At 66.4% G+C, this 25,537-nt stretch carries 23 protein-coding genes and 1 pseudogene; 10 read left to right on the top strand and 14 right to left on the bottom strand.

The genetic code is table 11. The annotated features are described in order from the left end of the window. The first annotated feature begins 40 nt into the window (after positions 1-40). Positions 41-1,459 carry a metallophosphoesterase gene (locus ACFXNW_RS23035; RefSeq protein WP_379419820.1) on the top strand — a complete coding sequence of 473 codons (1,419 nt, stop codon included), beginning with the start codon at positions 41-43 and terminating at the stop codon, positions 1,457-1,459. Here ACFXNW_RS23035 and ACFXNW_RS23030 read toward each other — a convergent pair. Beyond that, on the bottom strand, positions 1,440-2,663 hold the full coding sequence (locus tag ACFXNW_RS23030) for a hypothetical protein (RefSeq protein ID WP_379419818.1): 1,224 nt from the start codon (positions 2,661-2,663) through the stop codon (positions 1,440-1,442). The genes ACFXNW_RS23035 and ACFXNW_RS23030 overlap by 20 nt on opposite strands. Before the next feature lie 150 nt (positions 2,664-2,813). Here ACFXNW_RS23030 and ACFXNW_RS23025 point away from each other — a divergent pair, with 150 nt between their 5' ends. Then, positions 2,814-3,590: a siderophore-interacting protein gene (locus tag ACFXNW_RS23025; protein WP_379419817.1), complete on the top strand. Its 777-nt coding sequence runs from the start codon at positions 2,814-2,816 to the stop codon at positions 3,588-3,590. Between the two features lie 80 nt (positions 3,591-3,670). Here the strand turns inward: ACFXNW_RS23025 and ACFXNW_RS23020 are convergent, their stop codons facing one another. Continuing rightward, complete coding sequence (locus ACFXNW_RS23020) at positions 3,671-4,453, bottom strand: M50 family metallopeptidase (protein ID WP_379419816.1); 783 nt, start codon at positions 4,451-4,453, stop codon at positions 3,671-3,673. A gap of 242 nt (positions 4,454-4,695) precedes the next feature. Here ACFXNW_RS23020 and ACFXNW_RS23015 point away from each other — a divergent pair, with 242 nt between their 5' ends. Further along, positions 4,696-5,088, top strand: coding sequence for a hypothetical protein (locus ACFXNW_RS23015; RefSeq protein WP_379419815.1), 393 nt, complete (start codon positions 4,696-4,698; stop codon positions 5,086-5,088). Positions 5,089-5,133: 45 nt separating this feature from the next. Here the strand turns inward: ACFXNW_RS23015 and ACFXNW_RS23010 are convergent, their stop codons facing one another. Together ACFXNW_RS23010 and ACFXNW_RS23005 are read right to left on the bottom strand one after the other, a co-directional pair. Then, positions 5,134-6,354, bottom strand: coding sequence for a PucR family transcriptional regulator (locus tag ACFXNW_RS23010; protein WP_379419814.1), 1,221 nt, complete (start codon positions 6,352-6,354; stop codon positions 5,134-5,136). Positions 6,355-6,517: 163 nt separating this feature from the next. Next, complete coding sequence (locus tag ACFXNW_RS23005) at positions 6,518-7,015, bottom strand: DUF3558 family protein (protein ID WP_379419813.1); 498 nt, start codon at positions 7,013-7,015, stop codon at positions 6,518-6,520. Positions 7,016-7,223: 208 nt separating this feature from the next. On the opposite strand from ACFXNW_RS23005, the gene ACFXNW_RS23000 reads away from it, so the two are divergent. Then, entirely contained in the window at positions 7,224-7,970 is a 747-nt protein-coding gene (locus ACFXNW_RS23000) for a pirin family protein (protein ID WP_379419811.1), read from the top strand. A gap of 44 nt (positions 7,971-8,014) precedes the next feature. On the opposite strand, the gene ACFXNW_RS22995 is transcribed toward ACFXNW_RS23000, so the two are convergent. Beyond that, positions 8,015-9,094 carry a DoxX family membrane protein gene (locus ACFXNW_RS22995; protein ID WP_379419810.1) on the bottom strand — a complete coding sequence of 360 codons (1,080 nt, stop codon included), beginning with the start codon at positions 9,092-9,094 and terminating at the stop codon, positions 8,015-8,017. Between the two features lie 443 nt (positions 9,095-9,537). Between ACFXNW_RS22995 and ACFXNW_RS22990 the strand changes: the two genes are divergently transcribed. Beyond that, entirely contained in the window at positions 9,538-10,611 is a 1,074-nt protein-coding gene (locus ACFXNW_RS22990; RefSeq protein WP_379419809.1) for a hypothetical protein, read from the top strand. Between the two features lie 350 nt (positions 10,612-10,961). On the opposite strand, the gene ACFXNW_RS22985 is transcribed toward ACFXNW_RS22990, so the two are convergent. Beyond that, a complete protein-coding gene (locus ACFXNW_RS22985) occupies positions 10,962-12,209 on the bottom strand; it encodes an RNA-guided endonuclease InsQ/TnpB family protein (protein ID WP_379420095.1) in 1,248 nt (415 codons plus the stop codon). Here ACFXNW_RS22985 and tnpA point away from each other — a divergent pair. Next, positions 12,190-12,600 (top strand): annotated as a pseudogene (gene tnpA / locus ACFXNW_RS22980) (IS200/IS605 family transposase); the annotation flags it as partial. The gene ACFXNW_RS22985 and the pseudogene tnpA overlap by 20 nt on opposite strands. 677 nt (positions 12,601-13,277) lie before the next feature. Here tnpA and ACFXNW_RS22975 read toward each other — a convergent pair. Both ACFXNW_RS22975 and ACFXNW_RS22970 read right to left on the bottom strand, forming a co-directional pair. Further along, a complete protein-coding gene (locus tag ACFXNW_RS22975; protein ID WP_379419808.1) occupies positions 13,278-14,690 on the bottom strand; it encodes an MDR family MFS transporter in 1,413 nt (470 codons plus the stop codon). Between the two features lie 76 nt (positions 14,691-14,766). Then, complete coding sequence (locus ACFXNW_RS22970) at positions 14,767-15,771, bottom strand: 2Fe-2S iron-sulfur cluster-binding protein (RefSeq protein WP_379420093.1); 1,005 nt, start codon at positions 15,769-15,771, stop codon at positions 14,767-14,769. Positions 15,772-16,010: 239 nt separating this feature from the next. Between ACFXNW_RS22970 and ACFXNW_RS22965 the strand changes: the two genes are divergently transcribed. Together ACFXNW_RS22965 and ACFXNW_RS22960 are read left to right on the top strand one after the other, a co-directional pair. Then, positions 16,011-16,808: a mycofactocin-coupled SDR family oxidoreductase gene (locus ACFXNW_RS22965; RefSeq protein ID WP_379419807.1), complete on the top strand. Its 798-nt coding sequence runs from the start codon at positions 16,011-16,013 to the stop codon at positions 16,806-16,808. Between the two features lies 1 nt (position 16,809). Continuing rightward, entirely contained in the window at positions 16,810-17,637 is an 828-nt protein-coding gene (locus ACFXNW_RS22960; protein WP_379419806.1) for a mycofactocin-coupled SDR family oxidoreductase, read from the top strand. A 66-nt stretch (positions 17,638-17,703) separates the two neighbouring features. On the opposite strand, the gene ACFXNW_RS22955 is transcribed toward ACFXNW_RS22960, so the two are convergent. Continuing rightward, positions 17,704-18,567, bottom strand: a complete 864-nt coding sequence (locus ACFXNW_RS22955) for an alpha/beta fold hydrolase (protein WP_379419805.1) — start codon at positions 18,565-18,567, stop codon at positions 17,704-17,706. Positions 18,568-18,712: 145 nt separating this feature from the next. After that, positions 18,713-19,594: a LysR family transcriptional regulator gene (locus ACFXNW_RS22950; protein WP_379419804.1), complete on the bottom strand. Its 882-nt coding sequence runs from the start codon at positions 19,592-19,594 to the stop codon at positions 18,713-18,715. A 232-nt stretch (positions 19,595-19,826) separates the two neighbouring features. Between ACFXNW_RS22950 and ACFXNW_RS22945 the strand changes: the two genes are divergently transcribed. After that, positions 19,827-20,687, top strand: a complete 861-nt coding sequence (locus ACFXNW_RS22945) for an NmrA family NAD(P)-binding protein (RefSeq protein WP_379419803.1) — start codon at positions 19,827-19,829, stop codon at positions 20,685-20,687. An 89-nt stretch (positions 20,688-20,776) separates the two neighbouring features. On the opposite strand, the gene ACFXNW_RS22940 is transcribed toward ACFXNW_RS22945, so the two are convergent. The 3 genes from ACFXNW_RS22940 to ACFXNW_RS22930 all read right to left on the bottom strand — a co-directional run bounded on the left by ACFXNW_RS22940 (position 20,777) and on the right by ACFXNW_RS22930 (position 23,256). Further along, positions 20,777-21,631 (bottom strand): ATP-grasp domain-containing protein, encoded by an 855-nt coding sequence (locus ACFXNW_RS22940; protein WP_379419802.1) that lies wholly within the window; start codon positions 21,629-21,631, stop codon positions 20,777-20,779. A gap of 123 nt (positions 21,632-21,754) precedes the next feature. Further along, a complete protein-coding gene (locus ACFXNW_RS22935; protein ID WP_379419801.1) occupies positions 21,755-22,360 on the bottom strand; it encodes an NADPH-dependent FMN reductase in 606 nt (201 codons plus the stop codon). After that, positions 22,357-23,256 carry an EamA family transporter gene (locus ACFXNW_RS22930; protein ID WP_379419800.1) on the bottom strand — a complete coding sequence of 300 codons (900 nt, stop codon included), beginning with the start codon at positions 23,254-23,256 and terminating at the stop codon, positions 22,357-22,359. The genes ACFXNW_RS22935 and ACFXNW_RS22930 overlap by 4 nt, the downstream gene beginning before the upstream one ends. 97 nt (positions 23,257-23,353) lie before the next feature. Here ACFXNW_RS22930 and ACFXNW_RS22925 point away from each other — a divergent pair, with 97 nt between their 5' ends. After that, positions 23,354-23,893 (top strand): MarR family winged helix-turn-helix transcriptional regulator, encoded by a 540-nt coding sequence (locus tag ACFXNW_RS22925; RefSeq protein ID WP_379419799.1) that lies wholly within the window; start codon positions 23,354-23,356, stop codon positions 23,891-23,893. Between the two features lie 60 nt (positions 23,894-23,953). Here the strand turns inward: ACFXNW_RS22925 and ACFXNW_RS22920 are convergent, their stop codons facing one another. Beyond that, complete coding sequence (locus ACFXNW_RS22920; RefSeq protein ID WP_379419798.1) at positions 23,954-25,453, bottom strand: MFS transporter; 1,500 nt, start codon at positions 25,451-25,453, stop codon at positions 23,954-23,956. Positions 25,454-25,537: the final 84 nt, after the last annotated feature.

The raw sequence follows: 25,537 nt of genomic DNA, 5'->3' as shown, positions 1-25,537 counted from the left end.
GTTCGTCTACGCGAATGCCCGGCATGTTGGAAAGGCAGCAGTGATCGTCGTCTCGGTTCTGATGGGTCTCGTCGCGCTGGCGGTGCTCGGTGCACTGCACTGGTATCTGTGGCGACGCCTGGTACGCGACACCACCAGACCCGGATCGGTGGCCCGCTGGTGCGGGACGGGCGTGATCGTCGTCGGGGCCGTGCTGATGGTCGCCGCGTTGGTCGGACAATTGGCCCGGGCGCCAATGGGTTTCATTCGCATCGTGGCGTGGCCTGGGTTCCTGTGGGCCGCGCTGGTCATCTATCTGTTGATCGGTGTGCTGGTCGGTGAGCTGCTGCGACCGCTGGTGATGCGCTGGTACGACGGGGTTCGCGGCGATGGTGCGGATTCGACGCGCGCGCCTGCGGCCACGACAGGCGAGGATGCCGCCGACACTTCTCCGCGACCCGCTGATGTGCCCGCGACCGAACCAGCTGATCCGGCGTCTGCCGAACCTGCGCGCGCCGTGGAGGATTCATCGACGGAGTCAGATGTCAGCTCGGCGTCGGCCGCGAACTCGCAGGCAGAACCCACAGCAGAAGCGGGGACGGGTGAAGCCGCTCCCCTCGAGGGCGCGCCCCCGGTGTCCCGGAGATTGTTCGTCTCGCGGGTGCTCGGCGGTGCGGCAATAGCCGCCGCCGTGGGCACGGTCGGCCTCGGCACCTACAACGTGCTCAGCGGGCCCGCCGTCAAACGCATGACCGTCCTGCTGCCCAAGCTGCCTCCGGAAGCCGACGGGTTCCGGATCACGCTGGTCAGCGACCTGCATGTTGGTCCGGCGCTGGGGCGCTCGTTCACCCAGCGGGTCGTCGACGCCGTCAACCGCACCGAACCCGACCTGATCGCGGTGGCCGGCGACCTCATCGACGGCAGGGTGGCCGACCTACGGTCCACCGTCGCCCCGCTGGCGGACCTGCGCTCGCGGCTCGGCACCTATTACGTCACCGGCAATCACGAGTACTACTCCGGCGCCGACGAGTGGGTCGCGCATGTGCAGGAACTCGGGATGCGGGTGCTGATGAACAGCCGCGTCGAATTGGCGGGGTTCGACCTGGCCGGTGTCGACGATATCGAGGGCGAAGCCGAAGGCCGCGGCCCTGATGTGGCAGCGGCGTTGGCGGGCCGGGATCCGGCGCGGGCGGTGGTGCTGATGGCGCACCAGCCCGTCGTCATCCACGACGCCGTCGATCACGGTGTGGATCTGCAGCTGTCCGGCCATACCCACGGCGGGCAGCTCTTCCCCGGCAATCTGATCGCCGAACTGGCCAATCCGACGCTGGCAGGGCTGGAACGCTACGGCGACACCCAGCTCTACGTCACCCGTGGCGCCGGCGCCTGGGGCCCGCCGGTGCGCGTGGCCGCACCCTCCGACATCACCGTGCTCGAACTGCGCACCGTCCGCGACCGGATCAGTCCGTCGCCTCGTTGAGCAGCGCGCCGAGCCGGGCGATGCGGAGTAGCTGTTCCGCGTGGAACGACGGCGGATGATGCACCTCGACGCTCAACCGCTCGTCGAAGGTGGTGATGATGGTGGTGCCGCCGCCCGGTTGTTGCGATCGCCGCCCGGTGCGGTCGCGTTTGGCGATCATGGTGGAGCGGAAATCGGTGATGCGCAGCCCTTCCGGGGTGATCGGCGGCGGGATCCGGCCCCAGTTGGTGGCGATCACGGTGCCCGGCGGTGTCGCGGCCATCTCGGGGATCTGCAGCGGCGTCTGCTGGATGAACCCGGAGTCCAGGTCTGAGCGCAGTGCCGCGCAGATGCCGCGTGCCACACCGATCAGGGTGGGGTCGATGTCGGCGCCCGGCCGGTAGGAGGTGTAGCCGAGGACATTGGTGGCCTCGGTCGGGCCGACCGGCGGGACCAACCGGGGCCGCAGGTCGACCGAGTACGCGTAGTGCAGTCGCTCCACCGGTACCCCGCGCGTCTGGGCTTCGGTGAGCAGCAGTGCCGCCGACACCAACCCGTGCACGGTGACGCCGGTGCGGTGGCCGAGGTCGACGAGCGCGGCCGTCGCGGCCCGGCTGAGCCGGCAGCGAGTGGTGATCAGCGGGGGATAGGGGTCATCGGCCGCCGATGTCGGCACCGAGGCGGGTAGGGGCGCGGCCGTGGGGCCGCGAACCGGACGTTTCGCGATCCCGCGAGCACCGAGCAGACCCTCCACCGACACCGGATACGGACACTCCGCCACGTCAGGTACTCGCCCCGCTGCCGCTTCCCGATAGCAGCGCCATAACTCGGCGAATATCTCCAGCGAATGCGCGGCGTCGGCGACGCTGTGGTGAGTCAGCAGCGTCACGCTCGCCGTATCGCCGTCGCGGACCACGCACAGTGCGCACGCCGCGCGCCGCTGATCAGGATCGGCGCCGGTCAACAGCTTTTCTGGTGCGCCGTCGGTGATGGTGAGTTGCGGTGGATCACCCTCCGGCGCCAGCATCAGGTGCGCTGTGTCGTCGATCGGCGCCAGCCGCGCGCCGAGCATCGGATGGGCACGAACGACCGCATCGAAGGCGACCGCCAGTGCGGTCGGATCGAGCCGGCCCGACACCCGGGCCGAATATCCGACGAACACCTCCGCGAATGCGAAAATCTGCTCACTCGGCGCCAAAGGGCGTAGAACAGTGGCTGCGGTCATGTTGACGCCTTCCCCGGTGACCTGCTGTGAGACTATCCCAAAACCATGGGGTGGCCGGGGATTTCATCGGCCGGGCGCGGGGGAATCCGGGCCCGGCGGACCGTCGTGTATCGTTCGGTTAGGTAAACCTAACTTGCCGAGGGAGGCTGGATGGCCAGGAAGCGCACGACCTTGACCGTTGCCAGGACCGAGCAGATCGGCCCGCATTTCGTCCGGGTGTATCTCGGCGACCCCGGCTTCGATGATTTCACCGCGAACGAATTCACCGACGCCTACGTCAAGCTGCTGTTCGATCGTCCCGACGGTGAAGTGATGCGTACCTATACGGTGCGGTCGGTCGATCCGGTCGCCCGTCAGATCGCGATCGACTTCGTGGTGCACGGCGACGAGGGGATCGCCGGCCCGTGGGCGGCGAATGTGACTGCGGGCGAACAGATCACGATGTTCGGTCCCAGCGGCGCGTACGCACCGCGCGCGGATGCCGACTGGCATCTGCTCGCCGGCGATGAGTCGGCGCTGCCCGCCATCTCGGCGGCCGTGGAGGCGCTGCCCGACGGCGCGACCGCCAAGGTATTCATCGAGGTGGCCGATGCCGCCGACGAAATCGTGTTCAACTCCAAGGCTCAGCTCGAGGTGCACTGGATCCACCGCGGTGCCGCCGCCCACGAGGCGAGTGAGGACCGGGCCGGAGACAACGCTCCGATCATCGCCGCGGTCCGCGAGGCGGAATGGTTGCCCGGCCAGGTGGGTGTGTTCATCCACGGCGAGGCGCAGTCGGTCATGCACAACTTGCGCCGCTACATCCGCAGGGAACGCGGTGTGCCCGCGGAGTTCGCGTCGATCTCCGGATACTGGCGGCGTGGACGCACCGAGGAGGGCTTCCGGGTCTGGAAGTCCGAACTCGCCGCGGCCGAATCCGCCGGATAGATCCCGGCTCGGGCTGTACCCACGTCGCCCGACCCGGCAGGCCTACGTGGTGACGCTCCCGCCTTCGGTCCTTGACCGGGTCAGGCGGCGACGCAAGTGCTGTCGGACAGCACCGGAAGACAGATGCCGGCCGTTGCCGACACCAGCAGTCCCGCGCCGAGTGCGAGCGCGCCGAGGCTGACGGTCGCGAACACAAGCACCCACAGCAGTCCGGGCAGCCGGGTCAGCCGCGCGAGCTGATCGGCGTCGGTGGTCAGCTCACCCGACCGCCGCCCGGACCTGGTCCGTTGCAATTCGATGACCGGACGGATCCCGGCCAGCAGCAGCAACCAGGTCGCGAGATAGGCGAAACCGGCCTGGAGGGTGTCCGAGCCGAACCAGGAGACACCGAAAACCAATGCGCCGGTGACGAATACCGAGACCACACCGTAGATGTTGCGCACCATGATCAGCATGAGCGCCAGCGCGGCGATCGCGATCCACAACATGAGCGTGATCCTGTTCGCGCCGAGCAGCGCGGCGAAACCGAGGCCGAGCAACGCCGGAGCGGGATAGCCGGACAGAGCCGTGAGGATCATCCCGAACCCATAGGGCTTTCCGCTCGACACCGTCAGACCCGACGTATCCGAATGCAGCGTGATGCTGTTGAGCCTGCGCCCGGTCAGCAGCGCCATCAACGCGTGACCACCTTCGTGCGCGATCGTCACCACATTGCGAGTCAGGCGCCACAGCGGCCCGTACCCGACCAGTATCAGCGCTACCGCGGCGGCGCCGAGCACCAGCCACGACGGCGGCGCCGCCTGCGTCGTCGTCAGTCGATCCGCGATCGAGCTGCCACGGTCGACCAATTCGGCTGTATCCACCGCCGCACCCTAATCGACACGGCCGGGCTTCGCAGCTCGCCCGAGTCCGGGACTGCGCCGGTCGAGGGCCGGTCGGCGGCACTGTCGCAATGCCACGAACCGAGATATGTGTGAATGGGACGTTTCACAATTGTTCGGCGCGTCGATTCGGCGGATTGCCGAAGTCCGGGGGATGTGACCGGATGGCCGGATAGACCGGGATACGTTCGTCGTGTCGGTGGTGGTTCGGTGGAGGGAATGCGATGAACGAGGATGTCCCGTTCAACATGGCGGCACGGGACTCCCCGGTATCGCGCCGCGCGGAAAGCGATTTCGGCACCGTGCTCGGTCTCGGTCTCGATATGGCGTTGGTGTTGCTCGACGATTCGGATCCCTCGTCGCGGCGGGTCATGGCCCGGCTCGAGCGCGCCGCGGCCCGGTGCGCTCGCGAACAGGTGCCGCTGGAGGCGATCCAGCATGTGATCCACGACAGCGTCAAGACCGGCCTCGCGCTCGGTGATCCGGGACGGCGTCGCCTCGGATTCGGTTCCGGCGGCAGCGACGAATGCCTCATCGTCGACCTGCTCGACACACTGACCTCGGTGGTATCGCGTGCCTACGTGGCGCAGTTGCGATCGGCGTACGGGCACGCGTGATGAGCGGCGCAGGCATGGATGGCCGGACCGCCGCCCGCGAACCGATCAGGACGAACGATAGGTGCGGGCCACCAGAGCCGAACGCAGGTACCACAGACCCGATGGCTGGGTCGGATCGAAGCCGGTGAGTTGGGCGATCCGCTTGAGCCGGTAGTCGATGGTGTTGGTGTGGATATGCATGACCCTGGCGGTGCGCTGCCGGTTGAGGTTGTTGGAGATGTGGCGTTGCAGCGTCTCGAGCAGCTCCGGGTGATCGTCGAGCGGGTCGAGTAGCGAGCCGAGATACTCCCGGCCCGGCCCGGGTCTGGTGAGCTGGTATTCCAGCGCCATATCGTCGAACCGGTACAACCCACGCACGCAGCGCAGCCGCTGCACCATGTCCAGCAGTTCATGCGCCTGATCGGCCGCGCCGGGAATCTTCGCCGTCGGCGATTCCACCACCGCGGCGGTGATGGGCACCTGCGCCGCACGCGAGAGTTGCGCGACGAGTTCGTCGAGTTCATCATCGGAGAACGTCGTGCTCGGAACGAGGATGGTGCCACCGTCGACACTCAGCAGCGACAACGCGCGCTCCCCGCAGCGGGTGGCCAGTTCGGCCTGCACACGCCGCAGCTTGCGCCGGGCCACGACCTTGCCGTCCAGAGTCGCGTCCGCTTCGTCGGGATGGGCGGGGATCGCCATCGCCAGCACCGTGTAGGACTCGGCGATCTCGATACCGCATTCGCGGGCCATCGTCGAGGTGCTGTGCCCGCCGAGTAGCGCGGAGGTGAGGGTGTGTACCGCAGTGTGGTGCTCGCTGACGACGGCGCGCAGCTCCCGAACGTAGGCCATGGAGATCGCCGAGGTCATCCGGTCCAGCATCTCCACCACGAGTTTGGCGCCGTCGACCAGATTGGAGTAGTCGGTGACCGACGCGTTCGACACCACGAGGTCGAAGCCGAGCTTGAACCCTTCATGGATGGCGTGGTGGATGGTGTCGATCGGTACGCCCTCGCGTGCCCAGCCTGCGGCCGCGTTCTCCAGGCGGCGGGTCTTCTCCGGGATGTCACGCCCGTCGAGCATGCTCACGGCCAGCTCGAGACATACGCGCGTGATGGTGGTGACATCACCGTAGATCGCGTCACCCGGCAGGGTGCCGCAGGGCACCACATTCTCGACGAAGTGGCCGACCATCTGCCGCGATAGGTTGCGAACATCCTGCAGAGGCGCCGACATGGGCTGCCCGGAAACCGTGAGTGCTGCTCGCATCGCGCTGTCGACGGCCATAGTGACTCCTTCTACCCCCCGGTTGCGACTGTGCGGTAACACGCTAGCCAGCCCGCCACCGCAATCGGGAGGTTTTGCGAGTGGATTGGGCGGGCACGAGTCTATGAACGGCATTGTTTGTGAGCCGTCACAGGTGCGTGCCCTCGTAGTGTCGGTGAACTGCTCAGCCTGGTAGGGCGGGTGCGAGGATCGTGGTGATCTGCTCGACCCGGGTGCAGGCCGACTCCCCGCCGGGCGCGGCGCTGCGGTCCACCCGAATCCGCACCACTCCGTCGTCGGCGGTGCCAACGGCGAGTGAGCAGCTGGTGGCGGGGTCGCTGCCGGAGTTGTGGAAGCGCAGGGCAGGCCGGTCGGCGACAGTGGTGTCGGCGGGCTCGGCGATTCCGGGCTCCTCACGTAGTCGCGACAGCGCGGTGTCATCGGAGAACAGGATGCGCACGGCGGCATCGGCGCTGCTCCAACCGCATCCCGTCCATGAGTCGCCTGCGCCCGCGGCGACGTCCTTGCGTTTGGAACCGGCGGCGAAACCGGCCTCGGTGATCAACTGGTCGGAGACCGTGCATGGGTCCCAGGACGGCGCCGCCGGGGTGTCGGCTTCTTCTGAACCGCATCCCGTCGCGAAGATGCCCGCGCTGATCAGTACCGCCGCCAGTCGAATCATGGCGCGGATGCTAACGAGCCCGAGGCGCCGCGCACACCTCGCTTGTGCAGGTTCACAGGCGGTGGCACGGCGAGATTGATCCTGCAACAAAGGATACGGCGCATGCATGTTCGGCGCGATGACACAAGGCGCTTGCGGGACGGCGGCGGAATATCGGCGAAGTAGTTGAAATTGATACCAATTGAGCGATAGTGATGAGGAGGCCGTGATGACGAAGCCGATGCCGCGGGTGCGAGTCGTTCCGTCGGGCGAACGTGCCCACTGGTGGAACGAATGGCTCGACTCCAGGCAGTCGTTCCCGGCGACCGGCAATTTCGATCTCGAAGCCAACGCCCACGGCCTGCTGATGGTGCACAACGAGGACACCGTCGGCGCAGGTGAGGGCTTCGACACTCATCAGCATCGCGATATGGAGATCCTGACCTGGGTGCTCGAGGGTTCGGTCGTGCATCAGGATTCCGTCGGCAACTCCGGTCTCGTCTATCCCGGCCTGGCCCAGCGGATGAGCGCGGGTACCGGCATCATGCATTCGGAGAGGAACGGCGCCACCTGGTCCGAACGAACCCGGCTACGGGTGGTGCAGATGTGGGTGCCGCCGGATACGTCCGGGGTCACTCCGAGCTATCAGGAGATGGATGTCGATGGTGAGCTGGCCGGAAACGCTCTGGTGACCATCGCGTCCGGGATGGCCCGCGACCGCGACCAGACCGCCATCATCCTCGGCAACCGCTACGCTGCCCTGCACGTCGCACGCTTGGACGCCGGGAGTTCGATCACCGTCCCGGACGCACCGTACGGGCATGTGTTCGTTGCGGCGGGCAGCGCCGATTTCGAAGGTCACGGCGCACTCGAACAGGGTGATGCTGTTCGCCTCACCGCCACCGGCGGACACCGCGTCACCGCCACCGAACCCGCAGAGCTACTGATCTGGGAGATGCACGCGGGATTCGCGTGAACGGGACGCCGCGCCGCCACTGCGCAAGCCGACCGCCCACTCGACTATCGCGATTTACGCCAGAACCTGCGCTCACGCTTGGTCGGGCCGACTCGTTTGCGTCCAGTGTCGGCGGCCCTGGCGCTGCTCTCGGCCAGATGCGCGCCTTGTTCGCGCGCGGACGCAGCCAGTTCCGCGGCGCGATGACGGGCGGTTTCGGCCCATTCCGCACCACGGTGCTTGGCGACATCGGCGAACTCCGCACCTCGATGTTTGGCGACATCGGCGAATTCGGTGCCGCGTGACTTGGCGAGCTCAGCCCACTCGGGACCATGCTGCTGGGCGGTTCCGGCGAGCGCCGCGCCGCGCTGCCGGGCTGCCTCGGCGAACTCGGGGCCGCGCTGCTGGGCGGTCTCGGCCAGTGCGCTGCCGCGGTGTTGGGCGGCCTCGGCCAACGCAGCCCCGCGGTGTCGTGCCGCCTCGGCCAGTTCGGCGCCACGATGACGCGCCGTTTCGGCCCATTCCGGTGCGCGCTCCTGAGCGGTTTCGGCCAATGCGGCACCCTTGGTCGCTGCGATGCCTGCGAACTCCCGACCACGCTCGGCTGCGTGTTCGAGTTGGTGCCGCAGCACCTCACCACTGCCGTCCTGTGCCGACGCGCCGAACGGTAATGCCGCGCCGACAGTGGCCGCCGCACCCTTCGCCGCACGTCGTCCGCGCCACCCCAGCGACGGTTTGCCTGCCGTGTCGGCGCTCGCGATCATCAGACCGCCGAGCAGGCTGACGTCCTTGAGGAACGCGGTCCGTTTGGCGGCCCTGCGGTCGGGATCGGATTCGGCCCAGAAGTCCTGCTGGGTGACGGTGGCCGGGACGACGGTAGCGGCAAGCGCCAGCGCCGCCAGCCGCGGCGCCTTACCAAGTGCGAGCATCGCACCACCGGCGACCTGCGTCACTGCTGTCGCCTTGACCAGCACACTTGGATCGTTCGGCAGCTTCTCGGCCATATCCGATGGCAGCGACTGCTGGCCCTTCTGCACTACTGCCGACGCCGATTTCACCCGGGGCTCCGGATGCATGAGGGTGTCGACGCCGTCCACGACGAAGGCACTCGCCAGCAGTGGGCGAGCTAGCCTGCGGATCAGCATGATGGGAACCCCTTTCTTCGGGAGTGTCGATCGGCCGTGAGGTCATGCGGTCGAACTCGGGCGAAGCCGCGGCAACGGGTCGTCGCGGACCGGCGACGGGGCTCATGCGACAACGTCGTCGGCCCGCCGACCAGGTGATTCCGACCGTACCACCGCGTATACCCGCTATGGCCGAGCCGAATCGGCGCGTGCCGGGAAGCTGCTCGATGCACCGTGGTGTCGCCGTCATCGCGGGCGGCGCGGATTCGCCGGCTACGGGCGGGCTCGGCGGGTCGATTCGGGCCATGGCAGCCGACCGTGCCGAGTTCTGCGACTCGCGTGCAGTGCGCCGACAGTACACACGGCACAATGCTGTGAGTTTGCCAGATGTGTGGAAGATGTTCTGGGCCAGACTATTACGTGATATCGAGTGCCGTTTTCTGTCAGACCCCCCGACTATTCTGATGGGGTACGAAACAGTCGGCGCGGGGCCCGAACAGCAGGTGTGGGGCCCGGCGTCGACACCTGATGGAACGGGGGTTCTGTCCATGGAATTCAACGGACACGGTCGGCTGGTGCCGCCGCGCCAACACGGTGCTTCGTGGCGGGAATCGGAGTTCCGATTGCTCGCGACCCGGGTGCGGTCCGGTATCGGGTTGCGGGAAATCGCGGCCGAGTTGGGGCGCACGCCGTCGGCGGTGCAGGCGGCACTGCGTCATGTTGTTCCCCCAGGTGAGAGGGTGCGCGCGATTGATCGAGCGGGCTGGTTCCAGGACCGGCTGGCCGCGGAGCCCGAATGGGACTGGTGGTCGGTGGTGGTCGAGCATCATCAGCACAGCGCATCGGTGCTGTGGCTGACCGATGACGAGCACACCGCGCGCGAGGCCTGGCGCGACCGCACCCCGATGCCGGTGCTTGCGCAGCGTCTGCAGACCTCGGAACTCGCGGTCGCGGAATTCCTGCGGGCGCTGGGCCTGGCCGAAAGCCTGGCGGAGGTCGCCGACCGGCTCGGTGCGACACCGGGTCAGGCGCTGGCCAAACGGGTCCGTGCCGGTCGTGATCACGACACCGCCAGTTGGGTTCTCGTGGTCGACGGCGCGGAAGGCACAGTGCGCCCGCGCAGTGCGCCGGTGAAACGGCATGTGTCCGTATACGAATCCCGCGCCGCCGCTGAAGCCGGCCGAGATCGGGTGCTGCGCTGGCATCGGCGCAATGCCGGTGACAGCGCCGCGCCGGTGTGGTGGACCATTGCCCAGCGCGGGCTCGGCGATCTGGCGGGCCGCACTTACTGCGGCGTCTACGGCCTGCGCGATACCGAGGGCTGCGGCGTCCGCGCCGATGCCCTCATGGTGGGCGACCGCATCCGCGTCGCCTCGGCCGACGGCGTCGTCCTGGACGCGGTGGTGGAATCGGTCGAGCACGCTGCCGGCGTGGTAGTCGTCGATCTCGGCCCGATCGCCGACTCCCGAGTCCGGCGGGTGATCGAGTTCGATGCCTCCGAACGCGTCGAGGTGTTGGTGGAGCACGACGAACCGTGACGTGTGCCGTGGTGTCGCGGGTTTTCCTTGCGACACCACGGTTCGTCGACGTCATGATTCGTTCATCGCACGCTTCAGTGCAAGCTGCGGACCTATACCTGGGTTCAAGTGGAGGCTCGTCGAACTCGGGACGGGCAGGTCAGCTTGCGCTCTGCCGCTGTGGCGGCGGAGCAGTTGATCGATGGCTTGCGTAGGCACATCGACGGCGGCTGAAAACCCTCACATTCGCCCCGTCTGCGACTCAGTTCCGCAGATCGCACACGTTATCCACGGCGGTCCGGGCCGCTTGGCGGACGGACTCATGCGGATCAGCCAATTGACGTCCTCTCCGGCCTGAAGGCCGGAGATTCCTACCAGCGCCCTGACGGGTGCTCTCGGTGGGTTCCTGTTTCACAGGGACTCGCTTCCCGCTCGGCGGAAAGACTTACGGTCCCTCCGCAGGCGTTTAATCTCTCGGCGCGTCCCGCCGCGAGGATGTTGATCGCCGCGTTCAGATCGCGGTCGTGAGTGGTGCCACAGGCGCACCTCCACTGGCGCACCGACAGTGGCTTCGGCCCGTCGATCGCTGCACATACCGAACACATCTGCGACGACGGGAACCAGCGATTCACCTTGCCGAAGGTCCGGCCGTAACGGTTGGCCTTCGCTTCGAGCATGCGGGTGAACACGCCCCACCCGGCGTCGTGGACCGACTTCGCCAACCTCGTGCGTGCAAGACCTCTCACGCACAAATCCTCGACGTACACCGCTTGGTTGCCGCGGATGATCATCGTGGACTGTTTGTGGCCCCAATCCTTGCGTGTATCGGCCACTTTCGCGTGCGCCTTCGCGACTATAATACGCGCCCGGGCCCGGTTCGCCGAGCCTTTCTCCTTGCGCGACAGCGACTGTTGCGCCTTACGCAACCGGCGTTCGGCTTGCCGCAGGAACCGGGGCGCGACGATCGTCTTGCCGTCCGACAGAACCGCGAAGGTCGTCAGGCCCAGGTCGAGACCCACCTCGGAATCAACTGGCGCAAGCGGGTCGTCGTTCACCTGGACCACGAACGACGCAAAATACCGTCCCGCCGCGTCCTTCACGATTGTCACGCTCGACGGATCCGACGGCAGATCCCGAGACCAGCGGACCACAACATCGCCGATCTTCGGCAGCCGAAGCTTCCGGCCGGAACTCACCGCGAATCGGGCGTTCTTCGTGAACCGGATCGACTGCCGATTGTCCTTGCGGGAACGGAACCGCGGTAGCGCCACCTTCGCGCCTTTCCGCTTCCCGGTTACCGACGCAAAGAAGTTCCGGTAGGCGGTGTTCAGATCGGCGAGCGCCTGCTGAAGAACCACCGCCGACACTTCCCCGAGCCATTCCCGCTCAGGGGTGCTCTTGGCTTCGGTCAACCGTTTCGACAACTCAGTGTCGCTCACCCGCCGCCCAGCCTTGAACGCATCCTGCCGTGCCCGTAATGCGTCGTTGTACACCACTCGCGCGCATCCGAATGCCTTCGCCAACGACCGCTGCTGCCCCACAGTGGGATACAAGCGGAAGTTGTACCGAAGCTGCACACCCTGATAATACCAATGGTCTATCACCGAATATGGCGACATCCGCACCGGTAGACACTGCGTTTTCGTGCTGAACCCGCATTTGGATTTCGTCACGAAATACCGGCATCGCGTGTACACCGACCGACATCTGACGCGGATGGGCAGATCGTGCGCGCCGTCTGCGGAGACTTCGAAGTCGAGTTGGTCGAGTTCAACGGCGAAACCAAACACGTCCACCTGCTGGTGAACTACCCACCCAAAGTTGCCCTGTCGCGTCTGGTGAACTCCCTCAAAGGTGTGTCGTCGCGGCGGATGCGCCAAGAGTTCCCCCGAGCTGGTGCGTCACTACTGACGAGCATAACGACTCTGGTCGGGTTCCTACCTCGCCGGATCGGTAGGCAGTGCCCCGATTTCAGTGCTGCGCCAGTACATCGAGCAGCAGGAACCTCCAGTTCAGGGCACGCTCGGGCCATGGCGGCCCTCCCGCGTCCGCCTTCACCACCGCCCTGAAGGGCAGCGCACTAGCCGACATTCGGTAGCCAGCCGTAACCAGCGATGAGTGAGGTTCTGGGTTCTCGGACTTCAGGCGTGAATTGCTGCGCGGCGAGCTGTCCCAGCTCATGGCGATGCCGATTCAACCAGCTTCGTTGTGCACGCCAGCGACCCCTCCTGGCTGCGACGGCCACACATGTATCGTCCCGCGTGCTCGAGTGTCTGGCCGGACCGGCAAGCCCTGGCTCCTCTAGGGGAATCCCGAGTTCCTGTGCGAACTTTTGTCGATACTCGAACGTGACCTTGCGGGTGCCATTTTCGACCTGGCTGAGAAATTGTTGCGACACCCGAGCGCAGTCGCTACCGCCACCTGGTTCCGGCCACTCCCAAGCCGATACTCCCGCACCACCGGACCGACTGAGTCGATGCTGCCGTCACCGTCGTCGGAACGACGCAACCAGTGGTCCTTCGCACTGTCCACGCAGCTTCCCCAGATCGACAACCGCAGACCAGCTGGTTGTCGGGACTGCCCGTGCAGCATTCCCATCGGCGCGTTGGAGAGGACGTGCCACAGCATTGCAGGCCAAGGGTACGGGTGCCTGGCGACTGCAGCAGCGTTCAGGGAGCCGGAGGATCTCAGAGTTTGTCCCCGGACCGCCGCGGCATCATCGCGCACGCGATCACTGTCAGCACGGTCGCCACCAGGACCGCGATGAACACCAGATGCACCGCCGCGGCGAGCGTGTCCGGCGCTGGACTGTCGGTGTCGCCGATACGAGCGTTGACGATTGCGCCGAATACCGCCACACCCACCGCGCTGCCCAGCGATCGGGCGAACATGTTCGCCGAGGTGACGACACCACGTTCGTTCCAGTCGGCGCTGGTCTGCGCGGCAATCAGCGTAGGTGTGGCGACCAGGCCCATCCCGGATCCGATCACGAAACACGATGCCGCGACCTGCCATAACGGGCTCTGCGCGCCGATCAACAGCGTCGATGCCGCGCCGATGGCCGCCAGACTACTGCCGATCAATGCGGTCGTGCGGAAACCGAGCCGCAGGTACACCCGCCCGGCTTGCGACGCCGCCAGCGGCCAGCCGAGGGTGAGCGCGCCGACGGTCAGCCCGGCCACCAGGGCGCCTGTTCCCAGCACGCCTTGCGCGAAGGTCGGCACATAGGAAGTGAGCCCGAGCAGCAGCGCCCCGACCATCAGCGACACCGCGCTGCTGGCCACCACCACCCGTCGGGTGAACAGCCACAGCGGCAGGATCGGATGCGCGGCGCGGCGCTGCACCAGCACGAACAGGCCGATCACCACGGCACCACCGGCGAAGATCGCAATGCTGGTCGGCGACTGCCACGCCCACGCCTGTCCGCCCTCGAGCAGTCCGAGGATGAGCGCGCCGGCACCGACCGTGAGCAGCGTGGCGCCCAGGTAGTCCACCCGCTGCCGCCGACGCGGCGCGGTCTCGGTGAAGTTGCGCAGCAGCATCCATCCCGCCAGCGCTGAGATGGGGATATTGATCAGGAAGATCCACCGCCAGCCGATGTATTCGGCGAACACGCCGCCGAGCAGCGGACCCGCCACCGACGAGATCGCCCACACGCTTGCCAGATAGCCCTGCACCTTGGCTCGTTCGGCCAGGTTGTAGAGGTCGCCGGCGATGGTCATCGTCATCGGCTGGATGGCACCCGCGCCGACGCCCTGGATCGCGCGGAAGATGATCAGCCCGACCATGCTGCCTGCCAGACCGCACAGCAGCGACCCCAGCGCGAACACGCCGATTCCGAACAGGATCACCGGTTTGCGACCCACGACGTCGGAGAGCTTGCCGTAGATCGGCACCGTGACCGCCTGGGCCAGCAGGTAGATGGAAAACAGCCAGGGGAACTGAGCGAACCCGCCGAGGCTTTCGGTGATGGTGAGGACTGCGGTGGCGATAATGGTCGAGTCGAGCGCGACCAGCGAGGTGGCCAGCATCAGTGAACCGAGTACGGCGCCACGTTCGGAACGCAGGCCGACCGCCGATTCCGCTGTGTCGGTCACCATCGGCGGCCCCTATCGTTTGTTCGAGTAACCATCTCGAACGAACGCCGCCGCACCGGGAATATTCCGCACATACCTATCAGAAGCGAATCTTCAGCTGGTCGGTGCGTGGTCGCGCCTGGCAGCCGAGGATGTAGCCCGCCTCGATATCGTCCTCGTCGATGATCGCACTCGGCGGCATGTCCACTTCACCCTCGACGACGGTGCACGCGCACGAACCGCATTCACCTTCCCGGCACGAGTAGGGCACATCGAGGCCCTTGGACAGCATGACGTCGACGAGAGTCCGGGAGCGCGGCCAGTCCATCTGGTGCACTTCACCGTCGAGTTCCACCGCGACGCTGGCCGAATCCTCGTCGTCGGCGATGTCGTCGATATCGGCGAACGGGTCACCCGACAGCGAGGTGAACACCTCGGTGCGCACACGTTCACGCGGCCATCCGGCGCCGGTCAGCGCCTCGCTCACCGCGGTCATGAACGGTCCGGGACCACAGATGAACGACTCATATGCGCTGAACGGTTCGGCGAACGCGGCCAGTTGGGCGGGCGTAGGCAAGCCCTGCAGTGATTCCAGCCGGTGCACCACCGTCAACCGAGCGGGGTGGCGTTCCACGAGCTCACGCATCTCGTCGGCGAAGATCACCGAATCCTGGTCGCGGTTGGCGTAATACAGCACAACCCGACCTCCGCCCTCGGTCAGCGCGGAACGCAGGATCGACATCACCGGGGTGATACCGCTGCCTGCCGCCCACAGCAGGAAATCGGTATCGAGGGACGCGGGGGTGAAGGTACCCGATGGTGGCAGCACTTCGATGGTGTCGCCGACAGAAACGCTGTCGCACAACCAATTCGATCCGTAGCCGCCCTGCGTGCGCTTCACCGTCACCTTCGGTGCGTCACCGGTGAAGGGCGAGCTCGCCAGCGAGTAGCAGCGAGCCACCGACCCGGTCTGTTCGCTGGGAATACGCAAGGTGAGGAACTGTCCCGGACGGTAGCGGAAGCGGTCCGCGGCGTCGGCGGGGATATCGAATACCAGCGACCGGGCGTCGGCGGTTTCCTCGATCACATCCGCCACCCGCAGCATCACCGCACGCGAGCTGCGCGGTAGGTCAACAGTCGCCGTCGTCACTTCATCCTCCTGCGGTCACGAATCCGGTGGGCACCGACCGCAATGTTCGCCGATCCATGCGTGCCGGTGGGTCGCCGTTCCCGATGGCCGGGAGGCCGCCGCGGACCGCCCGCTCACCGGGACGTCGCATGTCACGGCGGTGGAGGCCGCCCTACCGTCACGCCGGTGAGCAGTCGATTTCCCGGGAGCACCCCATGAAACGCATGCAGGACAAGGTCGCGGTGGTCACCGGCGCAGCGAGCGGGATGGGCCGCACCCACTGCCGCAGACTGGCCGAAGAAGGCGCCGACATCATCGCGGTGGATCTGGCCGGCTCGGCCGATGGCCTCGCCGTCACGGCGAAGGAGGTCGAGGCGCTCGGCCGCCGGTGCGTCACCGGGTTCGCCGATGTGCGTGACCAGCAATCGCTCGATGCCGCGATCGCCGAGGGCTCGGAGCGGCTCGGCCGCCTCGACGTGGTCGTCGCCAATGCCGGAATCTATGCCGACCTCGGCCCGTCGTGGGAGCTGACCGATGCCGCCTGGCAGCGCACCCTCGACATCAACCTCACCGGTGTCTGGCACACAGTGCGCGCCGGCGCGCCCCACCTGTCGGCAGGGGCGTCGATCGTCATCATCAGCTCCACCAACGGCCTCAAGGGTGGTGCGGGTTCGGCGCACTATTCCGCCAGCAAGCATGCCGTGGTCGGCCTGGCCCGCACCCTGGCCAACGAGATGGGTCCGCTGGGTATCCGGGTCAATACGGTCCATCCGGGTTCGGTCGGCACACCCATGATCTTGAACGAGAGCGTGTTCGCGAAGCTGCGCCCGGATCTGGCGAATCCGACCGAGGAAGACGCGGCCGAGGCGCTCGCGCAACGCAATCTGCTTCCGGTGCCGTGGGTCGACCCGGTGGACGTCAGCAATGCGGTGGTGTTTCTCGCATCCGACGAGTCCCGATATATCACGGGAACCCAGCTCGTCGTGGATGCCGGACTGACTCAGAAGGTGTGACATGGGACGAGTTTCAGGCAAGGTCGCGCTGGTCACCGGCGCCGCACGGGGTATCGGTCGCGCACAAGCGGTGCGGCTGGCCGAAGAGGGCGCCGACATCATCGCGCTCGATATCTGCGCACCGGTCGACACGGTGATCATTCCACCGGCGACCCCGGACGATCTCGCGGAGACCGCGCGAGCGGCCGAAGCGGCCGGCGCAAAGGTCATCACCGCGACCGTCGACGTGCGTGACGGCGAGGCGTTGCGAGCGGCTACCGATGCCGCGGTGGCTGAACTCGGCGGCCTCGACATCGTCTGCGCCACCGCGGGAATCACGTCGAGCGCACCCGCTTTGGAGCTGAGTGAAGCGGCCTGGCAGACGATGCTCGACGTCAATCTCACCGGAGTCTGGCAGACCTGCAAGGCCGCGACCCCGCATCTCATCGAACGAGGCAGCGGGTCGATGATCCTCACCAGCTCGATCGCCGGGCTGCGGGGCCTGGTGGGCGTCGCGCACTACACCGCTGCCAAACACGGTGTCGTGGGCCTGATGCGTTCGCTGGCCAAGGAACTGGCGCCGCACCAGGTCCGGGTCAACTCAGTGCACCCGACCAACGTCGATACGCCGATGATCCAGAACGATATGGTGCGCAAAGTCTTCCGCCCCGACCGCGAACACCCGACCCGGGAGGAGTTCGCCGAGGCGGCCGTGACGATGAACATGCTCTCGATCCCGTGGGTGCAGCCGATCGATATCGCCAACGCGGCACTGTTTCTCGCTTCTGACGAAGCGCGCTACATCACGGCGGTCACCTTGCCCGTGGATGCGGGTAGCACTCAGCGGTAATAGTTCGACAAACGAGATTCGGCTCCACACCATGGTGTGGAGCCGAATCTCGTCGGAAGCTCCGATTCAGTCCTTACGCAGCAGGAACGCACGCACCGCGGACTCGAACGCGTCCTTCTGCTCGATCATCGCCCAATGCCCGCAATTGGGGAAGACGTGCAGCTCCGCGCGCGGGATCGTGCGCATCGGGATCAGCGCCATATCCAACGGGCTCACCCGATCATCGCGTCCCCAGGTCAGCAGTGTCGGCGCCTTGACCTTGTGCAGCATCGCCCACGGCGGGGGTGCATCCGACGCCTCCATGGCACGCACCATCGCGGTAAAGGCGGCCTTGCTGTACATCCTGCGCGCGCTGTCGAGGGTTTCCGGATCGGTGGCCTGAGTCCAGCGCTCCTCGATCAGTTCCTCGGTGACCATCGACGGGTCGTACACCATCGAGTGCAGCCACTCGATGAGCCGCGCGCGAGTCGGGTTTTCGGTGAACTCCTGCAGCAGCTTGATGCCCTCACCCGGGCCAGGGCTGAAGATGTTCTTACCGATGCCACCGATGGTGACCAGCTTGCCCACCTTGTCCGGGTGCGCGATCGCATAATTGAGCGCCACCCCGCCACCCATCGAGTTCCCGATGATGTCGACCCGATCCAGCCCGAGCGCATCGACGAACCGAGCCACCGCCTCCAACGCCGTAACCATCGGATGCCCGCCGAAGTCATCACTGACACCGAACCCGGGAAACTCCAGGATCAGGCATCGAAAATTCTCCGCGAACACCCCGAGATTCCCGCGAAAGTTCCGCCACCCGGTCACGCCGGGCCCGGAGCCATGCAGCAGCAACAGCGGCGGACCCTCACCGGCCTCGTGATAGCGCAGCACCCCGGAATCAGTACGAACCTCCCGAAGCGTGCCCGCATAGCTCAGGTCCGATGTCATCGCCCAACCTCCATCTCAGTCGTTCGCCCCCACGTTGCCATTCGCCGGGCGTGCCGGTCGGGTGTTCCTCCCAGTGAGTGGACGGACCTATCGGAGGACCGCGCCGACGGCGGGATCAGTCGAACACCGACCGCGGCCCTCGCGGTCACTCGCCCATGGCCGCGATGGTCTGGGAGAAGGCACGAATGAGTGGGGTTTCGGTCTTGGTACGCCACACGAGTGCCCATCGGCACGGCGGGGCGTCGCGCACGGGGACGAAGGTGAGGTTGGGCCAGGTGTAGAAGTCGGCGACTTCCGCGACCGTCGCCATGACGCACTGTCCGTAGCTGACAGCTTTCAGCTGCTCGTCCCAATTCGATACCACCGGGCCGCGGGGCACCGTGCGACCGGAGGGGGTGTGGAAGGGCTGGAACACCTGCTCCATGTACGGCGGGACCGGAGAGTTGTGGGCCACGAAGGTGAGGTCGGCGTAATCCTCGAGGCATAGCGATTCGCGTTGAGCGTAGGGATGATCGGCCGCGAGCATCACCGTGATGGGCGAGGTGTGCGTGACAGGGCCGACGGTCAGGTCGGGTTCACGCACCGGCAGCCAGACGTGTGCGATGTCGACCTCGCCGGCGCGCAACGGTGTCAGCGGGTCGACGGGGTTGATTTCGCGATGGGTGACCTCGACCGCTGGGTAGCTTTCGCGGAATGCTTCCACGGTCGTGTTCAGCATCCAGGCCTGCGCGCCCATGGTGCCGAGGAGAAGGGTTCCGGAGATGCCACGCGCAGCGGCGGAGACGTTCTCGATGCCGTCCATGATCTGCCGGTAACCCGCGGCGAGTTCCCGATGGAGCTGTTCACCCGCGGGAGTGAGGCGGACCGTGCGTGTGGTGCGATCGAACAGCGCAGCGCCGATACGCCGCTCCTGCTTCTTGATCGCTTGACTGACGCGGGCCGGGGTGACATGTAGCCGTTGCGCGGTGCGGCCGAAGTGCAACTCCTCGGCCAGCGTCAGGAAGATCTCGATATCGCGCAACTCCATGCATGCTCCACTGTGTAGCTCTCGCTTAATAATCCGTTGCCGACATTGTCGTTGATCGACGACCGCCACGCAGACAGAGTTGAGGGGAGCGCTTCGCTCGGCCGCATTCAGCCAGGTCTGTTGCATGCGGACAGCACTCGAGCCATGAAGCCTCACCGCCCCGAAGCGAGCGACTGGACGCAGTTGATCACACGGGAACTTCACCGACAGCTTGTCCAGTCAGGAGAGAAATATGTTCGCGCACACCGAGACGAAGACGACCCTGGTCATCGGGGGCACCGGCAAAACCGGCCGCCGGGTCGCGCAGCGGCTCACCGCGCAAGGCCGCCCGGTACGTATCGGATCGCGCTCCGGCGAGCCGCCTTTCGTATGGGAGGACTCCCGCACCTGGGAAGCCGCCCTCGAAGGAGTCGGTGCCGTCTACATCACCTACTACCCCGATCTGGCCTTCCCTGGCGCGGCCCAGGACATCGAGGAGTTCGCCGCGCTGGCGGTCTCCCGGGGCGCGCGCCGCCTGGTCCTGCTCTCCGGACGCGGCGAGGAAGGGGCCGTCGTCAGCGAGAACAAGCTGAAGGACTCCGGCGCCGACTGGACCATCGTCCGCTCCAGCTTCTTCAACCAGAATTTCGACGAGGCCTTCTTCCTGGAGCCCGTCCTGGCCGGCGAAATCGCCCTGCCGACCGGACAGGCCGCGGAGGCCTTCGTCGACGCCGACGATATCGCCGACGTCGTGGTAGCCGCGCTCACCGACCCGAAGCACATCGGCAAAACCTATGAGCTGTCCGGCCCCCGGCTGCTCACCTTCGGCGACGTCGCACATGAGCTCAGCACGGCCACCGGCCGCGAGATCCAGTACATACCGATCACCAAGGATGAGTACCGTGCGGCCCTCGTGGAACACGGATTGCCCGAGGACTTCGCCGAGCTGTTCGATAACCTCCTCGACGGCCGCAACGCCCACCTGGTGCACGGAGTCGAGGAGGCTCTCGGCCGCAAGCCGAAGGATTTCGCCGATTTCGCCCGCGAGACGGCGGCACGCGGGGTCTGGAACGTCTCACCCGTCGCCGGCGAATTCGAAACCGCGGCGTCGTAGACCGCTGCGCGACGGCCGTGCAGGCCTTGCCACCACACATGCGGGGCAAGGCCTGCACGGCTCGTTGTGGCCGCCGCTGCCGCGAGGCCTCAGCCGTCGATATGCCTACGCAGGCTATCGATCAGCCGCTCCGCCGCCACAGCGCCCGGCCGATCGCTGACCTGACCGTCCCCGAGTTCGACGATCCGCCACTGCCCGTCGGCACGCTGGACGAAATCGGCGGTGACGAACGGCAGGCCGAGCCTCGCGATGTATGGGGCCGCCGCAGAAACATCGACCGGTGTGGCGGGCAAGTCATCCGGCGTATCCGGGTGCGGCCCAGTGAGGTGGCAAGTGCCGTGGATCCACCAGGTTCGGACTTCGGGTGAGGTGAAGGTCTCGAATCGGCGGATGACGTAGCCGCCGGTGATGTCGGGGCCGCGCAGTTCGCGGAATCTGGCGGCGATGGACCAGGCGGCGTCCTCGTCGTTCAGCTCCGGAATGAACGCGGCCTCATTCCAGTGGTGCTTCAGCGATTTCGTGTAGTCGCGCAGTACCGCTGGGCCGGGGCCGAGGGCACGGCAGGCATCGGTGAAGTCGGCACGGGCACAGCCGACGGTCCACGACGACCGTGGGGTCAGGTCGGCGAGTTCGGCGTACCAGCCTGGCAATTCGTGGGCCCGCCGGTATTGATCGTGACCGGTAGCGAGTGTCACGCCGCGCCGGCGCAGCGCTTCGTCGAACGCCCGATATTCGGCACGCCGGAGCATCCATCCGCGGTAGACGGCCGTCCCTTCCTCCTGGACGCGCCGCACCGCCGTATCGGCGCCGCCAGGAGAGGTGAGTGCATCATGATCCACCAGCCCGACGCCGATCCCCAGTTCACGCGCGGCGGCGGCCTCGGCCGCGAAATGTTCATCGGGTCGGCCGGGTCGCAGGACAGAGCTGGGAACCAGTAGAAGCACGGGGCGCATTGTCGCATCGGCTGATGCGGAAGGCCTCCTACTTTTCGGTGAGCCGGGCACGCGTGGACGCCGGCCTCATGTCCACCATGAGGCCGGCGTTCACGCATATCCCGCAATGGCGCGTCAGGCGCTCGCGAGCGAGGCGTCACGGCGTGCGCGGGCCGAGGCGCTGCGTTCGATTCGCCCAGCCAGTTCAGCCAGGAGGTCGACCAGCAGGTTCTGGGTGAATTCGTCGATCAGGGCACCGTCGGTGTCGAACCGTTCGTGCGCACGGAAAACGACGACTTCCGGCCTGGCCAGTACATCGGCGCCGACGCTGCCGAGGATCTGGCGCAGAGCCAGCTGGGCGCGTATTGCTCCCAGCGCGCCGGGCGAGGCGCCCGCGACGGCGACTGGTTTGCCTGCCATGCCCGCACCGTCGGGCATGCGACTCATCCAGTCGATCGCGTTCTTCAACGCCGCTGGTATCGACGCGTTGTGTTCGGGTGTCGCGAGCAACAATCCGTCAGCCGCGACGATGTGCCGGTGCAGCTCGCGCACAGCGGCCGGCAGATCTTGTTCGAGGTCCTGGCTGTACAGCGGCAAGTCGCCGAGGCCGGGATAGATCTGAATCGTCAGTGGTCCGGGATTGAGCTTGTCGGCCGCGCGCAGCAACGCAGTGTTGTACGAGTCGGCGCGCAGGCTTCCCGAAAGAGCCAGAACGCGGTATTCGTGTGACGGGGTGGTCATGTGGAGCTCCTGTTCATGGATTGGCCCGCGACGAGAGCGACGAGGGCGATGGTGAATCCGGTGATTTGCCATGGGGTGAGCGCTTGGCCGAGGAAGAGGAATCCGGCCAGCGTGGCGACAAGTGGGTTTGTGGTGGACAGCAGCGATACCGATGTGGGGGCGAGTCGCTGTATTCCGCGAAACCACAGCGTGTAGGCGAGTGCGGTGCCGATGAGTCCGACGTACGCGAAGCCGATCAGGTTCGCGGCGGTGAAGGTCGCAGGCAGCCCTTCGACGACGAGTGTCAGCGGCGCGAGGGCGAGTCCACCGATGGTGAGCTGCCATCCGGTCATGGTCAGCGGCGGAACCGGTGATCCCCATTTCTTTCCGAGCACGATCGCCAGGGCCATCAACGAGACCGCAGTAAGCATGGCGGCGAGGCCGATCGGGTCCGGTGCAGTGGCGGCGGTTGTTGTCATCAGTGCGACGCCGCCCGCGACCACGACACTCGCCATCACCATTGATCGTGGAGTGCGGGTTTTCAGCAGTGGCAGCGCCAGTGCCGCGACGATGAGCGGCTGTACCGCTCCGAGGGTGGCGGCTATCCCGCCGGGCAGGCGGTATGCGGCGAAGAACAGCAGCGGGAAGAACGCTCCTATATTGAGTGTCGCGAGCACGATCGTCTTCGGCCACCACGTCCCGCGAGGCAGCGTTCGGGTGAACGCCAGGATGAGCAGCCCCGCAGGCAGCGCACGCATCGCGGCGGCGAGTAGGGGCCGATCCGGCGGCAGCAGCAAAGTTGTTGCGACGTAAACGGTTCCGAAGCTCACGGGTGCGATCACAGTGAGCAACAGGTCGCGCAGCGGCGCTGGTTCGCGAGTAGGTGTTCCGGGCTTCGGTTCGGCGGTGGTGACCATGTCGCGTCCTCCCCTCCATCAGATAATCTCGACATCGAGATAAAATCAGGGAGCAATGTTGATGTCAAGTCTCTCGACATCGAGATAAGGAGGAGATGTGGCGGATACCGTCGACGTGGTCATGGATCTCTGGCGTCAGGAAGCGCCCGAACTCGCAGATCAGCTGTGGCCGGTGGCGATCGTGGGACGAGTGCAGCGGCTGTCGCGCATACTCGACCGCGCGTTGAAGGATTTCTATGCCGAGCACGGCCTCGAGGTGTGGGAGTTCGATGTTCTCACCACCCTGCGCCGATCAGGCCCGCCGTACGAGTTGACCCCGGGTGCCCTGTTGGAGGCGGCGATGATCACTTCGGGCACGGTCACCAACCGTGTCGACCGGATGGAAGCCAAGGACCTGGTCGAACGGGTTCGAGATCCGCACGATCGCCGCTCGGTGCGCGTACGCCTGACGGCGAACGGGGCCGATATCGTCGACCGGGTCTTCCGTCTGCACCTCGCCAATGAGGCGCGGTTGCTCCCGGACTACCAACCCGACGAGTACCAGCGCTTCACCGACGAACTTCGGCGCCTGCTCGAGCATTTCGGAGATCGGCTCGACCGTGCCAGGGCCACCGGCACGCCTGCCGAGACGGCCTGAGAACTGCGGAAACGACCGAGCCGGCCGCGCAATCCACGCGACCGGCTCGGCTGACACCACTCAGTGAGCGAACACCAGCCCTTCCTCCCCGGAGTCCGCCACCTTGCTCGGCGCGGACAGCTGAACGATCCGGCGCGGCAGTGCGACGGCGACCACCGCACCGATGACCGCGGCCACGGCGCCGATCAGGAACGCGATCGTGAAACCGCGATCGAGGTAGAACACCGCACCCTGGGTCATTTCCAGCGGAATCGGCGCGATGTAGGAGTTGTTCATGACCGTGAAGGCGATGACCGGCAGGACGGCGGGGAACACGCTTTGCGAGACCCCGACGATGCTGGCGGTGCTGGCCTGCAGTTGGGGCGGAACCGCCTCGATCAGCAGGTTGGGGATGGCCGCGTAGGCCATGCCCATGCCGGTGCCGAAGATGCCCGCGAAGATGATGAGCAGCGGCTTGCTGTCGTGCACGGCGGCGGTCAGCGTGAACCCGGCGGCCATCAGCAGCATGCCGCAGGTCATCAGGATGCGGGGCCGGACATCGCGACGGCCGACGAGCAGGCCGACGAGCACGCCGCCGACCACCACCATCAGCCCGACCGGCGCCTGGAAGATGGCGAAACCCTCAGCGGAGACCCCGAACCCGTAGTCCAGGCCGAGCACGGCAGGTGTCATGGCGAGCATCGGCAGCAGGATGGTGAACAGACCGCTGGACCCGTAGCAGAGTCCGGCGCCGATCGTGGTCAGCAGCACCGGGCGGTTGCCGAGCACATCGAGGTCGATCAGCGGTTCCCGGATCATCCGTGCGGTCGCCAGCCAGGCAAGCAGCAGTACGACGCCGCCAACCAGGTAGGCGAGGGTCGATCCGTCACGCCAGCCCCAGGTCGGCCCGAAGCTGACGGCGATGAGGATGCCCGCGATACCGCCACCGAGCAGCACCGCCCCGAGCAGATCGATCCGTGAACGCAGCCGCACCGGGGATTCGGCGGTGGTGAAGTAGATCAGCGCACCCAGCACCGCGAGGCCGATGACGAAGAACCAGAAGATGCTGCGGAACCCGAAATCGTCGATCAGCCATCCGGTGAGGAACGGCGCGGGAATCGCGATCAGCCCCATCCCGCTGGTCGCGATGCTGACCGCCAGCGCGATCGTCTTCGCCGGGAACACATCGCGGATGAGCGAATAGCTCAGGAACAGGCAGGGGACCAGCAGGCCGGTCAGTGCGCGGCCCGCGATCAGGACCGCGTAGCTGCCCGCGATCGCCGAGACGAACGAACCGAGCGCTGCCACGGCGACGCAGCCGAGCAGCGCTTTGCGCTTGCCGTACATATCCGCCAGCTTGCCGATCAGCGGCGCGGTGACGGCGCCGACCAGCAGGAACGACGTCAACAGCCAGGCGCCCTGGGTGGTCTGGTAGTGCGCGGCGATCGACGGCAGTGCCGTGGAGATCATCATGTAACTGACCGCGAGCATTTCCAGGAGCAGCACGATCGAGGCGAGCGAGAAGATCAGCCGTGGGGTCCAGCGCTGTGCGGTATCGGGTGGAGAGGTGGGAGAGACCATGAGCGGTCCTTTCGGGATGGTTCTCGCATTCGCCGATCGATTCGGAATGCGTAACCGACATCACACGTTCTCCGGGCGTGTCGC

Origin of the sequence: Nocardia sp. NPDC059180, assembly GCF_042754945.1 — a bacterium.
GTDB lineage: Bacteria > Actinomycetota > Actinomycetes > Mycobacteriales > Mycobacteriaceae > Nocardia.
This window is presented reverse-complemented; position numbering and strand designations above follow the sequence as displayed.

Excerpts from the sequence above, each read along its gene's own strand:
- ACFXNW_RS23030 (WP_379419818.1), bottom strand. The coding sequence starts at position 2,663 with ATGACCGCAGCCACTGTTCTACGCCCTTTGGCGCCGAGTGAGCAGATT.
- ACFXNW_RS23025 (WP_379419817.1), top strand. The coding sequence starts at position 2,814 with ATGGCCAGGAAGCGCACGACCTTGACCGTTGCCAGGACCGAGCAGATC.
- ACFXNW_RS23015 (WP_379419815.1), top strand. The coding sequence starts at position 4,696 with ATGAACGAGGATGTCCCGTTCAACATGGCGGCACGGGACTCCCCGGTA.
- ACFXNW_RS23010 (WP_379419814.1), bottom strand. The coding sequence starts at position 6,354 with ATGGCCGTCGACAGCGCGATGCGAGCAGCACTCACGGTTTCCGGGCAG.
- ACFXNW_RS23005 (WP_379419813.1), bottom strand. The coding sequence starts at position 7,015 with ATGATTCGACTGGCGGCGGTACTGATCAGCGCGGGCATCTTCGCGACG.
- ACFXNW_RS23000 (WP_379419811.1), top strand. The coding sequence starts at position 7,224 with ATGACGAAGCCGATGCCGCGGGTGCGAGTCGTTCCGTCGGGCGAACGT.
- ACFXNW_RS22995 (WP_379419810.1), bottom strand. The coding sequence starts at position 9,094 with ATGCTGATCCGCAGGCTAGCTCGCCCACTGCTGGCGAGTGCCTTCGTC.
- ACFXNW_RS22990 (WP_379419809.1), top strand. The coding sequence starts at position 9,538 with ATGGGGTACGAAACAGTCGGCGCGGGGCCCGAACAGCAGGTGTGGGGC.
- ACFXNW_RS22985 (WP_379420095.1), bottom strand. The coding sequence starts at position 12,209 with ATGTCGCCATATTCGGTGATAGACCATTGGTATTATCAGGGTGTGCAG.
- ACFXNW_RS22975 (WP_379419808.1), bottom strand. The coding sequence starts at position 14,690 with ATGGTGACCGACACAGCGGAATCGGCGGTCGGCCTGCGTTCCGAACGT.
- ACFXNW_RS22970 (WP_379420093.1), bottom strand. The coding sequence starts at position 15,771 with ATGCTGCGGGTGGCGGATGTGATCGAGGAAACCGCCGACGCCCGGTCG.
- ACFXNW_RS22965 (WP_379419807.1), top strand. The coding sequence starts at position 16,011 with ATGAAACGCATGCAGGACAAGGTCGCGGTGGTCACCGGCGCAGCGAGC.
- ACFXNW_RS22960 (WP_379419806.1), top strand. The coding sequence starts at position 16,810 with ATGGGACGAGTTTCAGGCAAGGTCGCGCTGGTCACCGGCGCCGCACGG.
- ACFXNW_RS22955 (WP_379419805.1), bottom strand. The coding sequence starts at position 18,567 with ATGACATCGGACCTGAGCTATGCGGGCACGCTTCGGGAGGTTCGTACT.
- ACFXNW_RS22950 (WP_379419804.1), bottom strand. The coding sequence starts at position 19,594 with ATGGAGTTGCGCGATATCGAGATCTTCCTGACGCTGGCCGAGGAGTTG.
- ACFXNW_RS22945 (WP_379419803.1), top strand. The coding sequence starts at position 19,827 with ATGTTCGCGCACACCGAGACGAAGACGACCCTGGTCATCGGGGGCACC.
- ACFXNW_RS22935 (WP_379419801.1), bottom strand. The coding sequence starts at position 22,360 with ATGACCACCCCGTCACACGAATACCGCGTTCTGGCTCTTTCGGGAAGC.
- ACFXNW_RS22930 (WP_379419800.1), bottom strand. The coding sequence starts at position 23,256 with ATGGTCACCACCGCCGAACCGAAGCCCGGAACACCTACTCGCGAACCA.
- ACFXNW_RS22920 (WP_379419798.1), bottom strand. The coding sequence starts at position 25,453 with ATGGTCTCTCCCACCTCTCCACCCGATACCGCACAGCGCTGGACCCCA.